This window comes from Acinetobacter sp. 102 (genome assembly GCF_037028485.1).
Classification (GTDB): domain Bacteria; phylum Pseudomonadota; class Gammaproteobacteria; order Pseudomonadales; family Moraxellaceae; genus Acinetobacter; species Acinetobacter higginsii.
The window spans coordinates 167,707-183,821 of sequence record NZ_JAZEZK010000009.1 but is presented as its reverse complement, the minus strand read 5'-3'; the positions used below and the strand labels follow the sequence as shown (position 1 = coordinate 183,821).

Annotated in this window: 13 protein-coding genes; 7 read left to right on the top strand and 6 right to left on the bottom strand. The window is 41.9% G+C overall.

The window, feature by feature from the left end; translation table 11 throughout:
- Positions 1 to 19: 19 nt before the first annotated feature.
- From purT to dapC, 3 genes are all read left to right on the top strand, one after another.
- Complete coding sequence (gene purT / locus WA352_RS11215; protein ID WP_171248652.1) at positions 20 to 1,237, top strand: formate-dependent phosphoribosylglycinamide formyltransferase; 1,218 nt, start codon at positions 20 to 22, stop codon at positions 1,235 to 1,237.
- A 70-nt stretch (positions 1,238 to 1,307) separates the two neighbouring features.
- The gene (gene glnD / locus WA352_RS11210; protein WP_005189443.1) at positions 1,308 to 3,971 is read left to right on the top strand and encodes a [protein-PII] uridylyltransferase; all 2,664 of its coding nucleotides are present in this window, start codon (positions 1,308 to 1,310) and stop codon (positions 3,969 to 3,971) included.
- A 25-nt stretch (positions 3,972 to 3,996) separates the two neighbouring features.
- Entirely contained in the window at positions 3,997 to 5,166 is a 1,170-nt protein-coding gene (dapC, locus tag WA352_RS11205; RefSeq protein ID WP_033133348.1) for a succinyldiaminopimelate transaminase, read from the top strand.
- Positions 5,167 to 5,221: 55 nt separating this feature from the next.
- Here the strand turns inward: dapC and WA352_RS11200 are convergent, their stop codons facing one another.
- On the bottom strand, positions 5,222 to 5,839 hold the full coding sequence (locus WA352_RS11200) for a LysE family translocator (protein WP_033133364.1): 618 nt from the start codon (positions 5,837 to 5,839) through the stop codon (positions 5,222 to 5,224).
- 152 nt (positions 5,840 to 5,991) lie between these two features.
- Between WA352_RS11200 and WA352_RS11195 the strand changes: the two genes are divergently transcribed.
- The 3 genes from WA352_RS11195 to WA352_RS11185 all read left to right on the top strand — a co-directional run bounded on the left by WA352_RS11195 (position 5,992) and on the right by WA352_RS11185 (position 10,971).
- On the top strand, positions 5,992 to 6,444 hold the full coding sequence (locus tag WA352_RS11195) for an Lrp/AsnC family transcriptional regulator (RefSeq protein WP_004807851.1): 453 nt from the start codon (positions 5,992 to 5,994) through the stop codon (positions 6,442 to 6,444).
- Between the two features lie 182 nt (positions 6,445 to 6,626).
- A complete protein-coding gene (locus WA352_RS11190) occupies positions 6,627 to 7,817 on the top strand; it encodes an efflux RND transporter periplasmic adaptor subunit (RefSeq protein WP_033133349.1) in 1,191 nt (396 codons plus the stop codon).
- Position 7,818: 1 nt separating this feature from the next.
- Positions 7,819 to 10,971 (top strand): efflux RND transporter permease subunit, encoded by a 3,153-nt coding sequence (locus tag WA352_RS11185; protein ID WP_033133350.1) that lies wholly within the window; start codon positions 7,819 to 7,821, stop codon positions 10,969 to 10,971.
- A 39-nt stretch (positions 10,972 to 11,010) separates the two neighbouring features.
- On the opposite strand, the gene WA352_RS11180 is transcribed toward WA352_RS11185, so the two are convergent.
- The 4 genes from WA352_RS11180 to msrB form a co-directional block, all read right to left on the bottom strand.
- Positions 11,011 to 11,634, bottom strand: a complete 624-nt coding sequence (locus WA352_RS11180) for a LysE family translocator (protein WP_033133351.1) — start codon at positions 11,632 to 11,634, stop codon at positions 11,011 to 11,013.
- Between the two features lie 72 nt (positions 11,635 to 11,706).
- Entirely contained in the window at positions 11,707 to 12,555 is an 849-nt protein-coding gene (locus tag WA352_RS11175; RefSeq protein ID WP_201772398.1) for an AraC family transcriptional regulator, read from the bottom strand.
- A 28-nt stretch (positions 12,556 to 12,583) separates the two neighbouring features.
- Positions 12,584 to 13,072 carry a glutathione peroxidase gene (locus WA352_RS11170; RefSeq protein WP_004653049.1) on the bottom strand — a complete coding sequence of 163 codons (489 nt, stop codon included), beginning with the start codon at positions 13,070 to 13,072 and terminating at the stop codon, positions 12,584 to 12,586.
- Positions 13,069 to 13,488: a peptide-methionine (R)-S-oxide reductase MsrB gene (gene msrB, locus WA352_RS11165; protein WP_004653048.1), complete on the bottom strand. Its 420-nt coding sequence runs from the start codon at positions 13,486 to 13,488 to the stop codon at positions 13,069 to 13,071. The genes WA352_RS11170 and msrB overlap by 4 nt, the downstream gene beginning before the upstream one ends.
- 240 nt (positions 13,489 to 13,728) lie before the next feature.
- Between msrB and WA352_RS11160 the strand changes: the two genes are divergently transcribed.
- Positions 13,729 to 15,159 carry a pyridoxal phosphate-dependent aminotransferase gene (locus tag WA352_RS11160; RefSeq protein WP_005202960.1) on the top strand — a complete coding sequence of 477 codons (1,431 nt, stop codon included), beginning with the start codon at positions 13,729 to 13,731 and terminating at the stop codon, positions 15,157 to 15,159.
- A gap of 40 nt (positions 15,160 to 15,199) precedes the next feature.
- Here the strand turns inward: WA352_RS11160 and WA352_RS11155 are convergent, their stop codons facing one another.
- The gene (locus WA352_RS11155; RefSeq protein ID WP_033133353.1) at positions 15,200 to 16,096 is read right to left on the bottom strand and encodes a tetratricopeptide repeat protein; all 897 of its coding nucleotides are present in this window, start codon (positions 16,094 to 16,096) and stop codon (positions 15,200 to 15,202) included.
- Positions 16,097 to 16,115 lie beyond the last annotated feature (19 nt).

Here is a 16,115-nt window from a genome sequence, read left to right as displayed (position 1 = left end):
GCAAATTACTCAGGATAGGATTATTCGCATGAGCGTCACTCTTGGAACTCCACTTCAATCTTCTGCATTTAAGGTTTTACTGTTAGGTTCTGGAGAGCTAGGTAAAGAAGTTGTGATTTCTTTACAACGCTTAGGTGTCGAAGTTCATGCTGCAGATCGTTATGATCATGCACCTGCAATGCAAGTCGCACATTATGCTTATACCCTGAATATGGCCGATCCAGCCGAATTAAAACAACTGATTGAAAAGATCAAACCCAATTTAATTGTTCCTGAAATTGAAGCCATTGCTACAGAAGTTTTGGTTGAAATTGAACAAAGCCAAACTGCAACGGTGATTCCATCTGCAAAAGCAGTTAACCTCACCATGAACCGTGAAGGCATTCGTCGTTTAGCCGCTGAAGAACTCGGCCTGCCAACCTCTGCTTATCGCTTTGCCAATACCTTAGAAAGCTTCCGTGCTGCATGTGATGACATTGGCTATCCAAACTTTGTAAAACCTGTCATGTCTTCTTCAGGTAAAGGTCAATCTCGTGTGAAGAGTTTTGATGAAGTGGATGCTGCTTGGGATTATGCAATGCAAGGCGGCCGCGTCAATCAAGGCACTGTGATTATTGAATCGCAAATTGATTTTGATTTTGAAATTACCTTGCTTACCGTCCGTGCTAAAAATCCAGAAACAGGTGAAATCGAAACACATTTCTGTGATCCAATCGGACACCGCCAAGATGCGGGTGATTATGTCGAGAGCTGGCAGCCGCAACAGATGACGCCTGCTGCGCTGGAAGAAGCAAAACGCATTGCCAATAAAGTCACTGTTGCTTTAGGCGGTTGTGGTATCTTCGGTGTAGAGCTGTTTATTAAAGGCGATAAAGTTTGGTTTAGTGAAGTTTCACCTCGTCCTCATGATACCGGTCTAGTCACTTTAGCTTCACAATTCCAGAGTGAATTTGAATTGCATGCCCGTGCAATTCTCGGTCTACCTGTCAATACAGCACGTCATAGTGTGGCTGCAAGTGCAGTGATTTATGCAGGTGTTGATGCTAAAAACTTGAGTTTCACTGGCTTGAATCTTGCTTTAGCAAATCCAAACACAGACTTACGTCTATTTGGCAAACCTGAGGGCTTTAAACGTCGCCGTATGGGAGTTGCAACTGCTCGCGCTGAAACAACGGATCTTGCACGTGAATTGGCACAGCAAGCCGCAGACCAAGTGAGTGTACAAACCAACGCTTAAGATGACCTTAGGTTATTATCATCACAATTTCCCCTCTTTTTAGAGGGGCTTTGATAGAAGACCCAGCTTTATGATCAAGACCTCTCCTTTGTTGAACTACGTCACTAGTCTTCATGATATTCAGGCCATTAACCAATGGCGTACGGATGTAGAAAAGCAATTACAGGAGAGCTATGAAAATGGTCAACCTATTCGTGAAGTGATTGGAGCGCGCTCAGACTCGATTGATGAAGCCCTGATCTTTCTTTGGAATCATGCAGGCTTAGATCAAACAGAATTGGGCTTATTTGCAGTAGGCGGTTATGGTCGCCATGAAATGCTGCCCTATTCAGATACCGATATCATGATTTTGTCTGAGGATGAAATCAGTGAAGAACAAGAAAAACTGATCTCGACTTTTATTTCTTCTTTATGGGATGTCGGCAATTTCAAACCGGGGATCAGCGTTCGTACCATTCAAAACTGTGTTGAACAAGCCATTAATGATTTAACTGTTGCGACCACCTTGATTGAAGCTCGTCTCATTACTGGTAATCAGCAACTGGCAAAATGGCCACGCCGTATCGTTGCGCAAACATGGACAGATCAAACCTTCTATGATGCCAAAATGGTTGAACAAGCCAAACGTTATGCGCAACACAACAATACCGAAAGTAATTTAGAACCTGATATTAAAAATGCCCCAGGGGGTATTCGCGATATCAATCAGATTGGCTGGATTGCCAAACGTCACTTCCGCGTCAATCGTATTTATGATTTGGTGCATTTGGGTTTTATCACTGAATTTGAATTGGGTGTACTGGAAGAAGCCGAAAGCTTTTTATGGGAAATTCGTACCCATTTACACCGTTTGGCCAAACGCGATGAAAACCGTTTATTGTTCGAATATCAACGTGATATCGCTGCAAAATTTGGTTATGTGCGTGAAGAAGGTCAGCCTGTTAATTTTGCTGTTGAACAGTTTATGAAGCGCTACTATCGTACCGCGCAGCAAGTTTCAACACTGAATGAAATGCTACTCGCCTATTTCAATGAATCAGTGATTACCCCACGTCTACCTGATTATGAACGCCATATTATTGATATTAATGAACGTTTTAAAATTGTCGATGGGAAATTGGCTGTTCAACATCACAAAGTATTTTCAGAAGAACCAATTGCCATCTTAGAGTTATTCTATTTATTGGCAAATCGACCTGAAATTACCGGTATTCGTGCCCGTACCTTGCGCCTGCTGGTACTTGCGGCAAAACGGATTGATCAGCGTTTCCGCGATAATCCAGAACATCAAGCACTGTTTATGTCGATTATTCGTTCACCACATTTATATGACACCATGGTGGCAATGAAACGCTATGGTGTATTGGGCAATTACATTCCTGCTTTTGGACAGATTACAGGCTTGATGCAATATGACCTGTTCCATATTTATACCGTCGATGCGCATACTCTGTTATTGCTGCGCAATTTAAGTCGCTTTAAAGAACCTGAGTTTGCTAAAGAATTCCCAGTGGTCAGTTCTGTATTCCAGCGTATTGCCCGTCATGACATCGTGTATATGGCTGCAATTTTCCATGATATTGCCAAAGGTCGTGGTGGTGATCATAGTGAACTTGGTGCGCTGGATGCGATTGAATTCTGCCGCACCCATGGCTTTACCGAGCGTGAATGTAAGTTGGTGGCATGGCTGATTAACAATCACTTATTGATGTCTCTTACTGCACAGAAAAAAGATATTTCTGACCCTGATGAAGTCAAAGACTTTGCCGAAAAAGTCGGTGATATGGAGCATCTCGATTATCTTTATACCTTGACGGTTGCTGACATTAACGCAACCAATCCGAAACTGTGGAATACATGGCGTGCATCCTTGATGCGTCAGCTCTATACCTACGCACGTGATGTGATTCGTTCAGGCTTAGGTCGTCCAGTTGACTATCAAATGCTGATTGAAGATACCAAATTTGCTGCCAGTGAACTCCTGGTCAATGACTTCTCTCTCGCTGAAGTTGAGAAAGTCTGGCAAGAGCTGGGCGATGAATACTTCGTCAAAGAATCAGCCAATGAAATTGCTTGGCATACCCAAGCAATTTTGCAACACGGCGATAATCCAGAACCTCTGGTCCTATTGCGTGCGCATCGTAATGCTGCTGATGATGCAGTTCAGATCTTTATCTATACTCGTGATCAACCGAACTTATTTGCTACCACGGTTGCGGTACTAGATCGTATGAATCTTGATGTTCAAGATGCACGTATTATCACCGCCTCAACTTCATTCAGCTTAGACACTTATCTGGTCCTTGATCGTTTTGGTACTTTACTGACTGATCCAGATCGCGAACGCAAAGTGAAAGCCGCTTTGGTCGATGCATTGAGTCATTCGGATCAATATCCAGGGATCATGCAACGCCGTATTCCACGTCATTTGCGTCATTTTGATGTGCAAAATACTGTCGATATTGTCCTAAACCCAACGCTACAGCAGCATATGGTTGAAATCTCAACCCTCGATCATCCTGGTCTGTTGGCGCGTATTGGTGGTTTGTTCATGTTGCAAGGTTTGGATATCCATTCTGCAAGAATTGCCACACTGGGCGAACGTGCAGAAGATATTTTCTTTGTCACCAAGAAAAATGGTGTCTTGCTCACCGATGAAGAAGTGAAAACTTTTGCGGAAAGCTTAAAAGCCGCTTTAGATGAAGCATCGAATCAAATTTGTAATCCATCTTAAATTTTATTGTTTGGTAACTGTTTAAATGAACTCTAGCTTGTCGTTATTGCATCCCTATCCTTTTGAAAAGTTAAATCAACTTTTTAAAGATGTGCAACCTGCCAATTTACCGTTGATTCCTTTATCAATTGGTGAGCCTAAACATCCTGCACCAGAGTTCGTTAAACAAGCGATTATTGATAATTTTGCTCATCTATCGACCTATCCAAACAGTAAAGGTCTGCCTGAGTTGCGCCAAAGCATTGCACAGTGGCTCATCAATCGCTTCAAGTTGAATCATATTAGTGCAGAGGATCATATCCTGCCTGTTTCTGGTACACGTGAAGGTATTTTCTCTTTTGTACAAGCTTTGATTAAGCGTGAAGATGCACCGTATGTGGTGATGCCAAATCCGTTTTATCAGATTTATGAAGGTGCAGCCCTGCTTGCAGGTGCAAAACCCTATTTCATTAACTGTACTGAAGAAAATGGTTACTTAGGTGACTTTGATGCAGTTCCAGCGGAAGTCTGGGAAAAAACAGCATTACTGTTTGTGTGCACACCAGGTAATCCGACAGGAACAGTTCTATCAAAAGAACAGTTTAAAAAGTTAATTGCCCTGTCTGATCAATATGATTTTGTAATTGCATCGGATGAATGTTATTCGGAACTTTGGTTTGACCAAGCACCAATCGGCCTATTAGAAGTTTGTGCCGAAATGGGACGTGATGATTATAAAAATTGCATCGTGTTCCATTCACTTTCTAAACGTTCAAACTTACCGGGCATGCGTTCTGGTTTTGTTGCAGGTGATGCGGCTTTATTAAAACCTTATTTGCAATACCGTACTTATCACGGCGCTGCAATGCCAGTACAAAATCAATTGGCATCTATTGCAGCGTGGAATGATGAAGCACATGTTGAAGAAAACCGCCAGCAGTATCGTGCTAAGTTTGATTTATTCCAGTCTGAACTCGGTCATTTATTACCTTTACAAAAACCAGATGCGGGTTTTTATTACTGGTTAAAAGTGGATAATGATGAAACTTTTGCCAAGATGTTGATGGAAAAAGCGCATATCAAGGTTTTACCGGGTCGTTATTTGTCTCGTGATACAGAACAAGGCAATCCAGGCGAAGGTCATGTCAGAATGGCACTGGTTGCCGATTTGGCGCAGTGCGAAGAAGTTGTGAAACGACTCAAAGCCATTCTATAAATAAAAAAATCCCCGAATATTCGGGGATTTTTTTATTTATGAAAAGACTTAAGTTTTAAATTTGCCCAATAAATAGGATTGCTGCGATGAGCATCATCAATCCACCCGAAATACGGCTAACAAATTTTACTGCACGCGGTCTGCTTCTAAGCAATTTATTGGCTGCTATCCCCACAAACATATACACCACAGCACAGCTAATTAAGTGAATTAATCCCAGAAAAATAATTTGTACGGTTGGTGAAAATGCCATTTGTGGATGAATAAACGGTGGCAATAAGGCAAAAAATAACAGCAAGACTTTTGGGTTTAAGCCACTAATCCCCACTCCTTTAATCAACCATGAACCTGCTGAATCAAGCGATTGCGTGGCATCGGTCTCAGTTGAAATGGTCGCTGGATGTATAAATAGATTGATGCCCATCCATAACAAATAACAAGCACCCATGATCGTCATCACAGTAAGTAAAATCGGATAGTGTTGCACCAAAGCGCCCACACCTGCTGCCACACATAAGATCGCCATGAGATGCCCAAACACTAAACCAGTGACGGCATTTAGAATAAATTTACCTTTGATGCCTGCAAGAATGACATAAGCCCAATCGGCGCCAGGTGTTAATACGAATAAGATCGAAACGCACCAAAAAGCAAAAATCACACTAAGTTCCATAAGCAAAGCCCTTCCCACATCGACAATACGACCTTTGATCGTTTTCTTTTTCACCATTTGGTGAAGATTGTTGAGAAAGGATATGCTTTAATGGTGAAAATGTTATTCCAAATACTTCTATATCTTCAAAGCCCAAAGGGAGATTCTTCTAAATGGATCGCATTGATAAGAAAATTATTGCTGAACTACAAGCAAATGGGCGATTATCTATCACAGAACTGGCAGAAAGAATCGGTCTAAGTCTGTCGCCTTGTCATCGTCGTGTTAAAGCATTAGAAGAAAGTGGTGTGATCAAAGGTTATCATGCTGATCTAGAAGCTTCAAAAATCGGCCTTAATTTCTCAGCGATTATCTTCGTCACTTTAAAAGATGGAGATAAAAAAGCACTTTCTAGCTTTGAAGAAAAAGTCATTGAAATTGCCAATGTGATTCAGGCACAACGATTATTTGGAAATCCAGATTATTTACTGCATGTGGTTGCTAAAGACTTGGCCAGTTTCCAGAAACTCTATGATGACAGTCTGTCTGCCTTACCCAATGTCCAGCGTTTGACCTCAACCATTGTCATGAAAAATGTGGTCTCCAATCGTTTACTGCCACTCTAAAGCAGCAGTTCGCCTTTATGACAGCATAAAAGTGTGGAATTGAAGCGGTTCAAACTTTTCCTAAGCTAAAAAGTCATAAACCTAAGCGACTTTATTAATTTTTTTATCTGTCTATGGGCTATTGAGCAACTGTTGAAATCTTCGTCTATACTTAGCCATCAAAACTTGATGACTATGGAAAGATGACTTCTCAAACTCCCAAGAAAATAAAGAAAAAGGGTTGGCTCATTTTAGCAATTGCGGTTGTACTTTTAATTATTGCAGTTGTGGTTTGGCAGACTGGAACTGCTAAAAAATCAGTGAATCCTGAAAAAGCTAAAAACGCAGATACCACTGAACAAAAAGCCGCTTTAACTGTAACAATTGTTCAACCCCAACAACAAAATTGGGAACAAACCTTTACTGCTAATGGCAACATTGCGGCATGGCAAGAAGTGGTGATTGGCAGCGAACTCTCAGGCCAGCGTCTTACCCGTGTGAATGTCAATGTCGGCGATGAAGTGCGTCGTGGTCAGGTCTTAGCTGAAATTAATAGCGAAACCATCCGTGCCGATTTGGCAGCAGCCAAAGCCAGTTATGCAGAAGCTCAAGCCGTACTGACTGATGCGATTACCAACAATAAACGTATTCAGCAACTAAAAAATACAGGCGCAATTTCAGCACAAGAGTCTACTCAGTATCAAACCTCTCAAGCAACAGCTCAAGCGCGTCTAGATGCAGCCAAAGCACAAATTGAAAGTAACCAATTACGCTTAGCACAGACCCAAGTGGTTTCACCTGACAATGGTGTGATTTCAGCCCGTACAGCAACGGTTGGATCTCTTGCACAAACAGGTCAAGAGCTGTTCCGCTTGATTCGAGACCATCGTTTAGAATGGCGTGCCGAAGTGACCACATCGGATTTATACAAGCTTAAACAAGGTATGACCGCACATATTGTTTCACCTGACCCAGCCCAACCTGCTGTAACAGGTAAAGTCAGAATGATTGCACCTGTGATCGATCCACAAACCCGTTATGGCTTGGTCTATGTGGACATTCCAACTACTCAAGCTGTGCGTATGGGCATGTTTGTTAAAGGTGAATTTGATTTAGGTCAGAAACTCGCATTGACGGTTCCTCAAACAGCCCTACTGTTGCGTGATGGTTTTTCCTATGTCTTTATTGTCAATGACAAGAATCGTGTCACCCAACAGAAAGTCATTGTAGGTCGCCGTTTGGGAGATCGTGTCGAACTCTTGAATTTACCAGCGAATGTAAAAGTGGTTTCTTCAGGTACAGGTTTCTTAGCTGATGGCGATCTGGTCAGTATTGCCAAAGACATTCCAGAGACACCACTTAGCAAACAACTTGTGACCACACAGGAGAAATGACATGAATTTCTCCGCTTGGTCAATCCGAAATCCAATTCCTGGCATTCTGTTATTTATTATGCTGGGTTTGGCAGGATTGCTCTGTTTTAAATGGATGAAGATCCAACAGTTCCCTGACATTGAACTACCCATGGTCACTGTGACAGCGGCATTACCCGGAGCTGCACCACCTCAGCTTGAAACCGAAGTCGCACGTAAGATTGAAAACTCGATTGCAACTCTGCAAGGTTTGAGAAATCAGTACACTAACATTCAAGATGGTGTTGTCACTGTCACAGCGGAGTTTCAATTAGAAAAACCTCTACAAGAAGCTGTGGATGATGTGCGCAATGCCGTGTCACAAGTTCGTTCCGATCTACCTGCCGATCTACGAGATCCAATTGTCAGCAAGATCAATCTTTCAGGTTCGCCAATCCTGACTTACACCATCCAATCGCCAAAGATGGATGAAGAAGCACTGTCATGGTTTGTAGACTATGATATCGCCCGCGCGATGTTACAGGTTAAAGGCGTTGGTGCGGTTGCTCGCGTTGGTGGCGTCACACGTCAGGTTGAAGTCGAACTTGATCCTGAAAAACTATTGGCGCTGAATGCAACTGCAACCGACATTACCCGTCAACTACGTTTGATTCAGCAAGATGCTTCTGGCGGTCAAACCAAAATCGGGGGTAGTGAACAATCCATCCGCACCATTGCGACAGTAAAAACAGCTGATGAAATAGGTGCAATGGATATTGCACTTAGTGATGGTCGACATATTCGTTTGGATCAGGTTGCAACTGTTCGTGATGGTACGGCTGAACGGCGTTCCGCTGCACTCTTAAATGGTCAACCTGTGATTGGCTTTGAAATTACGCGAAGCAAAGGTGCCAGTGAGGTTGATGTAGAAAAAGGGGTTGTCGTCGCATTAGATAAACTTAAAGCCGCACATCCCGATATAAAAATCAACGAAGCCTTTAACTTTGTAAAGCCTGTTGAGGATAACTATAAAGGCTCGATGTCACTGTTATATGAAGGTGCGATATTAGCGATCTTGGTGGTGTGGCTATTTTTACGTGATTGGCGGGCCACCATCATTGCTGCAACTGCCCTGCCATTATCGATTTTACCTGCTTTAATTGGCATGTATTTCTTTGGTTTCACCCTCAATACAGTGACGCTTTTAGCCATGTCATTGGTGGTGGGTATTCTGGTCGATGATGCCATCGTTGAGATTGAAAATATCATACGGCATTTACGTATGGGGAAAACGCCCTATGAGGCGGCCATGGAAGCAGCCGATGAAATTGGTCTGGCCGTGATTGCCACCACCTTCACATTGATTGCCGTATTCCTACCCACTGCGTTTATGAGTGGTATCGCAGGTAAATTTTTCGTTCAGTTTGGTTGGACGGCGGCTCTTGCGATCTTTGCCTCACTGCTTGTTGCGCGTTTACTCACCCCAATGATGTCTGCCTATATTTTGAAACCATGGGTCGGTAAAGTTGAACAGCAAGATGAATCAACAACCGTAGAAACTGCCACTGACCAAGGTACAAGCAGTCTAGCCAAAGACCGTGCTAAAGACGGCAAAGTTATGCGTGGCTACATGCGTTTGGTGACTTGGTGTCTGAATCATCGCTGGATCACTTTAGCTGGTGCAATTGCTTTCTTTATCTGTTCAGTTATGCTAATTCCATTGCTACCTACAGGTTTTGTCCCACCACCCGATACAGGACAAACGCAAGTTCGTTTGGAGCTTACCCCGGGTTCACAGTTTGGAGATACGCTTAAGACTGCCGAATATGCACGTACGCTGATTAAAGATCATCCTGAAATTAAAAGCATCTATACCACGATTGGTGGTGGTGCTGCGGGAACTGATCCATTTGCAGGTGGTGCATCAAGTGAACCGCGCAAAGCAACGCTCACGATTCAAACCACGGAACGTTCTGATCGTAGTGCTAGCTTACAAGACATTGAAGATCAACTACGCCAACGCCTTGCACCACTTCCGGGTGCACGCATTCAGGTTGGTTTAGCGGGTAACAACAGTCAATACCAACTGGCTTTATCAGGTGATGATCCAGAGGCCTTAATGGCAACTGCACGTCGCCTTGAACGCGAATTACGTACCATCCCGAATGTAGGCAGTATCACCTCGAGTGCAGCCTTGATCCGTCCTGAGTTAGTGATTCGCCCTGATTTTGCCAAAGCGGCTGATTTAGGTGTGACCACTTACGATATTGCTGAGACTTTACGAATCGCGACCGCGGGTGATTTTGATCAAAACCTTGCGAAATTGAACTTATCTCAACGCCAAGTGCCTGTTGTAATTAAACTGCCACTGGCTGCCCGTCAAGATCAAGAACTCATGAAACGCTTGATGGTGAAAGGTAGTCGAGGTCCTGTGATGCTCGGTACCATTGCAGACGTCAATATCGAAAGTGGTCCATCACAAATTGACCGTTTCAACCGTTTACGTAACATTAACTTCAATATTGAATTGAATAATCAACCGTTGGGAGATATTGCTGCCAAAGTTGATCAACTACCGACGATGAAGAATTTACCACCTACGGTGAAGCGTACCAATATTGGTGATGCTGAAGTGATGCAGGAATTGTTCTCTAGTTTTGGTTTAGCAATGCTCACAGGTGTACTGTGTATCTACGTTGTGTTGGTGTTGTTATTTAAAGACTTTTTACAGCCAATTACCATTCTGGTGGCCTTACCTTTATCCCTCGGTGGTGCATTCGTGATGCTGCTTTTAGCAAAAAGTAGTTTCTCAATGCCAAGTTTGATTGGTCTGATTATGCTGATGGGGATTGCCAGTAAGAACTCGATTCTACTAGTCGATTACGCGATTATCGCAAGGAATGAAAAGCATTATTCACGATTCAATGCCCTACTCGATGCCTGCCATAAACGGGCACGTCCAATTATCATGACCACGCTAGCAATGGGTGCGGGGATGCTTCCAATTGCACTCGGGATTGGTACCGATCCGAGTTTCCGTGCACCAATGGCAATCTCAGTCATTGGTGGCTTGATTACCAGTACCTTCTTATCGTTATTGGTGATTCCTGTGGTATACACCTTTATCGATGATATTAATCGCAAGATCCATAGCTTTAGGAAGACACCACATCAACCTATTGAACCCACTCAATAAGCTTGCATAAAAAAGACGGTCATTTGACCGTCTTTTTATTTAATACATGATCAGTACCAGCATCAATAACAAAAAACTGAGTCCTGCTAAATAATATAAATGGCGCAGATGCCGATTTAACCACGACAGGTAAATACTTGAACCGATCAATTGAACAATAGCGAGATTCCAGATCAACACTAACCCCACCATCCAGAAACACAACAAAGTATTTTGAACAAAATTATATTGCGGATAAATCAAGATCACCAACACGCTATAGAACATCAAATTCTTCGGGTTCAACACACTGGAAAGCAATCCCGATAGAAACGCCTTCAGGTAAGCATTATTGTGCGGTTGATGAACACGTTTCTCATCAAGTTGATTGACCCTCTGTGCCGATTGAGCCAAACGGAAACATTGAATCGCCAAATATGCAAAATAAACAACACCCAACCACTTCATGAGGATGAATAATTCGGTATTCACCTGACCAATGATAAATAGACTCAAATAAATGCTGATCAATATGATGGCATTCCCAAGTGCGATGCCTGCACAGGTGAATCTTGCAGCCTTTTTCTGGCTCTGTATCAAGGTCTTTAAAATTAAAAAGAAATCTGCACCAGGTGTCAGTAATGCAATAAAATGCGTGATGGCGATGGTTAGAAAAAGCTCCATAGATGCTCTCCAAGTGAATCGGAGTCAGCTTAGAAAAGTGCGGTGCTTTGTTCTTGTATAAAATTGCGTGGGCTAAGATTTTTTATAATATTGATTGGGTGTTATGCCAGTATATTGCTTAAAAACACGATGAAAATGACTTTGATCGCTAAAATCGAGTTCATATGCCAATCTTGCTAAATCACGATCAGGTTCTCTTAAACGCTGCCGAGCTTGGTTGACCTTATAGTTCAACTGATAAGCATGTGGGGTTAATCCAAAGTAATGTTTAAATAATCGTATTAATGCATAACGACTCATGTTCATCTTTTCGGAAAGCTCTCGCAGAGACAGATTCTCAATATTGTCTTTAAGGCATTCCAATAAGTCTGGAAGATACTGCTGAAAATAATGAGAGGAATGTATCTTTTCCCAATGAAAACTCGGTATTAGAATCTCTGTTAAGGTTTGAATTAAATACTGTTCTTTTTCGAGTACTGAAATTTGCTCGTTAAATAGTAGCCGATTCAAAACTGTAAATGCGTCGTAGGCTTTTACATCATGAGCAATGGTTGGTCTTAACTGAGGGAGATATATTGTTTGTCTGTCAGTTTCTAAAGCAATATCTTGGTGCAGTTCTTCAATCAAGGTGATTAACCAAGCAGCATCCAAATGCATCATCTGGTAACTCCATGCCTGATCAGGTAAAGGATTACAAGAATGTTCTACGTGCGCAGGAATAACCACCAAAGCCCCTGCCTGAATGACTTGCTCTTGTGCAAAAGTACTTGAAAAGCGGCTCTGTCCAATATCAACAGCACCAATTGAAAAGGTCGGATGGCTGTGGGATTTATAGCAAATTCGACTTTGACATGCCCTACGCGTTTCAACATAAGGCATGTCTGGATCACTCCAGAATTCAACAGTTGAGTCCAAAAGAATTCAAACCTCAACCAAAAACTTTGCTCATTTATTTCTTCGCCAATGCTTTTTCGATATCAGCTTCCAAAGCCTCTGGCTTAGTTGTTGGCGCATAACGCTCTAAAACCTCACCATTACGCCCCACCAAGAACTTAGTAAAGTTCCATTTGATATTTCGGCTCCCCAAAAGACCTTTTGCCTCACGAGTCAAATAACGAAAAATCACATGTGCTTCAGGTCCTTTCACATCCACCTTGGCAAACATGGGAAAACTGACCCCATAATTACGCTGGCAATATGCGCCAATTTCCTTATTTGTCCCTGGATCTTGTCCTCCAAATTGATTGCATGGAAATCCTAAAACTTCTAAGCCTTGAGCATTATATTTTTCATAAAGTTTCTCAAGTCCCGCAAACTGCGGAGTAAAACCACACTTACTTGCAGTGTTTACAATCAGCATGACCTTGCCTTTATAATCAGCGAGCGCTTTTGTTTCTCCCTCTAACAATTCAGCTTCAAACTGATAAATGTTACTCATGGATACGTTTCCTCGTCGTTCTTTTCTTCTGTTTTAAGTTGTAATGATGCCGAATTCACACAATAACGCAGTCCTGTCGGCTGTGGACCATCCTCAAACACATGGCCCAAATGTGCATCGCAATCATGGCAGACAATTTCTGTTCTGACCATACCGTGTGATAAATCTTCATGTTCTTCGATTGCAACACTGTCAATAGGTCTAAAAAAGCTCGGCCAACCACAACCACTATCGTATTTTGTTTCTGAAGAAAACAATTCCGCACCGCAACAACGGCAAACATACGTACCATGTTGTTTATTGTTCCAATATTGTCCAGTAAATGCGGGTTCTGTGCCCTTTTGACGAGTTATGCGGTATTCTTCAGGTGATAATTCTCTTTGCCATTCCCGGTCTGTTTTATTCACTTTTCCCATAACCTGCACCTTTTATTCTGATGTTAGAACTATCTTAATGATCAGGTTTTATATTTACGCCATTCAAAAAAAAAACTCTAGTCTCAGATCGTATAATTTGGTGAAATTTAAGCAATAAAATCAACAAAAGCAAAAAGAAAGCAAATTAAATCCATATGGTAAGCAATTTTTAACAATATTATCTTTTGCGTAAGCAAATATGGTGTTATTCTAATTTCGCACGGTTGTATAGGACAAACAATGTCTCAGAAAAAAAGTGTGGTTTTCCAAAATCTATTACCAACCATCAGACAATATCAACAATCAGGTTTCACCCATGAAAAAATTGTTGAATTGCTGAGAGATCAACACGATCTAAATTTGGTAAGTGTTGAAACCTTTAAAAGTTATTTATACCGATATGCAAAAGTGAATCCAGCTATGTCAAAAAATACTGTTGTTCCCCAGTCTAATCAATCAAGCCGAGAAATTAAAAAATCATCTAAGCTTGAGCATGTTTGTTACGACATCCGTGGACCAGTATTACGCGCCGCCAATGAAATGGAGGAGCAAGGACATAAGATCATCAAGCTGAATATCGGCAACCCTGCACCTTTTGGTTTTGAAGCCCCTCAAGAAATTATTAACGATGTTGCATTAAACCTTCCAAATGCAATTGGCTATACCGACTCAAAAGGGATTTTCCCTGCACGTAAAGCCATCTGCCAGTATTACCAACAGAAAGGCATTTTTGATATGCATGTCAATGATGTGTATGTCGGTAATGGTGTTTCTGAACTGATCGTGATGGCGATGCAAGGTCTGCTTGATGACGGTGATGAAATGCTGGTACCTATGCCAGACTATCCATTATGGACAGCAGCAGTGAATCTTTCTGGTGGCACTGCAATTCACTATAAATGTGATTCTGAAAACTACTGGTATCCTGACATTGCGGATATGGAAAGTAAAATCACACCGAACACCCGTGGTATCGTGATTATCAATCCGAACAACCCTACGGGTTCTGTCTATCCACGTCATGTGTTAGAGCAAATTGTTGCGCTAGCGAAAAAACATGACCTGATTTTATTTGCTGATGAAATCTACGACAAAATCGTTTATGACGGCATTGAGCATGTAGCGGTTGCGGCTTTAGCTGGCGATCAACTGTGTATTTCATTCAATGGTTTATCAAAAGCATATCGTATCGCAGGTTATCGTGCAGGATGGATGGCAATCACGGGTAATAAAGCACGTGCTGCAGACTATATTGAAGGCTTAGATATGCTGGCTTCAATGCGCTTATGTGCCAACCACCAAGCGCAATATGCAATTCAAACAGCCTTAGGCGGTTATCAGTCGATTAATGACTTGATTCGACCAGGTGGTCGTTTATACGAACAACGTAATATTGCGTGGGAAATGCTGAATGAGATCCCAGGTGTGAGTTGTGTTAAACCTGATGGCGCAATGTATTGCTTCCCAAAACTCGACCCAACAATTTATCCAATTGAAGATGATGAAAAATTAATGTTGGATTTATTAAGAGCAGAGAAAGTTCTCTTGGTACAAGGCACAGGGTTTAATTGGCCAACACCAGATCACTTCCGTGTGGTGTTCTTACCTGCTGAAAATGAACTACGTGAAGCGATCAATCGCTTGAGTCGCTTCTTAGCCAAGATGCGTTAATAAAAAAAAGCCCCCATTAAATTTTGGGGGCTTTTTTTATTTAAGAATCAGAATCCTGTAACTCATCCCACTGCGCTTCATATTCTTTCGATTTTTTTAGGTTTTTAGTCAAACCATAACCACCTTTTTCATATAACCGAGCCAAATCCAGTAAGGCTTCGTCCTCACCTTGTGCCACTGCGAGCTCATAAAACTCTGCTGCTTTTTTATAATTCTTTGCAACACCTTTGGCCTCTTCATGGATATACGCAATATTAGAAGAACCCAAACCATTTCCTGCACCAGAAGCCAAACTAAATAAACGTAAAGCTTCTTTATAGTCTTGTTTTAATCCAGCCTTGCCTTCTAAATAAAAAATACCTAAGTTATTAATGGCAGAAGACTCTTCTTGTTTCGCAGCTAACTGATAATAATGCAGTGCTTTTTTGAGATCTTGTGGCACACCTTCCTCACCATCATTGTATAAATGACCGAGTTCAGCTTGCGCCATATCCAAACCAGCATCAGCTGACTTGGTCATCCACTCCACTCCTTTTTTGGTATTTACACTCACACCATCATCACCATAGAGATACAAATAACCTAAATAGTATTGCGCATAGAGCTGACCCTTTTGTGCCGCTTGGGTGTACCATTTCAAAGCAGTTGGATTATCTTCTTCTGTACCTTCGCCATAATCATACATATAGCCAACTGAAAAAATCGCATCTGCATTGCCTTTTGCTGCCGCTTTTTTAAACCATTCCAGTGCTTTACCAAAATCTTGATCAATCTCGTTTCCATAATAATAAGCATCACCTAAATTGTTCTGTGCCGTCGCATCCCCCGCTTTCGCTTGTTGTACGAGTTCTTGGCTAAAGGACACATCATCCGCATGACTGAAGGTAAATAAACTACTAGTCAATAATATTGAAAATACGATGTTTTTTAATTTCATTATTTCGCTCACATTGCTA

Bases quoted from the DNA above. Each gene is read 5' to 3' on its own strand.
- glnD (WP_005189443.1), top strand. From the start codon at position 1,308: ATGATCAAGACCTCTCCTTTGTTGAACTACGTCACTAGTCTTCATGAT.
- dapC (WP_033133348.1), top strand. From the start codon at position 3,997: ATGAACTCTAGCTTGTCGTTATTGCATCCCTATCCTTTTGAAAAGTTA.
- WA352_RS11200 (WP_033133364.1), bottom strand. From the start codon at position 5,839: ATGGAACTTAGTGTGATTTTTGCTTTTTGGTGCGTTTCGATCTTATTC.
- WA352_RS11195 (WP_004807851.1), top strand. From the start codon at position 5,992: ATGGATCGCATTGATAAGAAAATTATTGCTGAACTACAAGCAAATGGG.
- WA352_RS11190 (WP_033133349.1), top strand. From the start codon at position 6,627: ATGACTTCTCAAACTCCCAAGAAAATAAAGAAAAAGGGTTGGCTCATT.
- WA352_RS11185 (WP_033133350.1), top strand. From the start codon at position 7,819: ATGAATTTCTCCGCTTGGTCAATCCGAAATCCAATTCCTGGCATTCTG.
- WA352_RS11180 (WP_033133351.1), bottom strand. From the start codon at position 11,634: ATGGAGCTTTTTCTAACCATCGCCATCACGCATTTTATTGCATTACTG.
- WA352_RS11170 (WP_004653049.1), bottom strand. From the start codon at position 13,072: ATGAGTAACATTTATCAGTTTGAAGCTGAATTGTTAGAGGGAGAAACA.
- msrB (WP_004653048.1), bottom strand. From the start codon at position 13,488: ATGGGAAAAGTGAATAAAACAGACCGGGAATGGCAAAGAGAATTATCA.
- WA352_RS11160 (WP_005202960.1), top strand. From the start codon at position 13,729: ATGTCTCAGAAAAAAAGTGTGGTTTTCCAAAATCTATTACCAACCATC.
- WA352_RS11155 (WP_033133353.1), bottom strand. From the start codon at position 16,096: ATGAAATTAAAAAACATCGTATTTTCAATATTATTGACTAGTAGTTTA.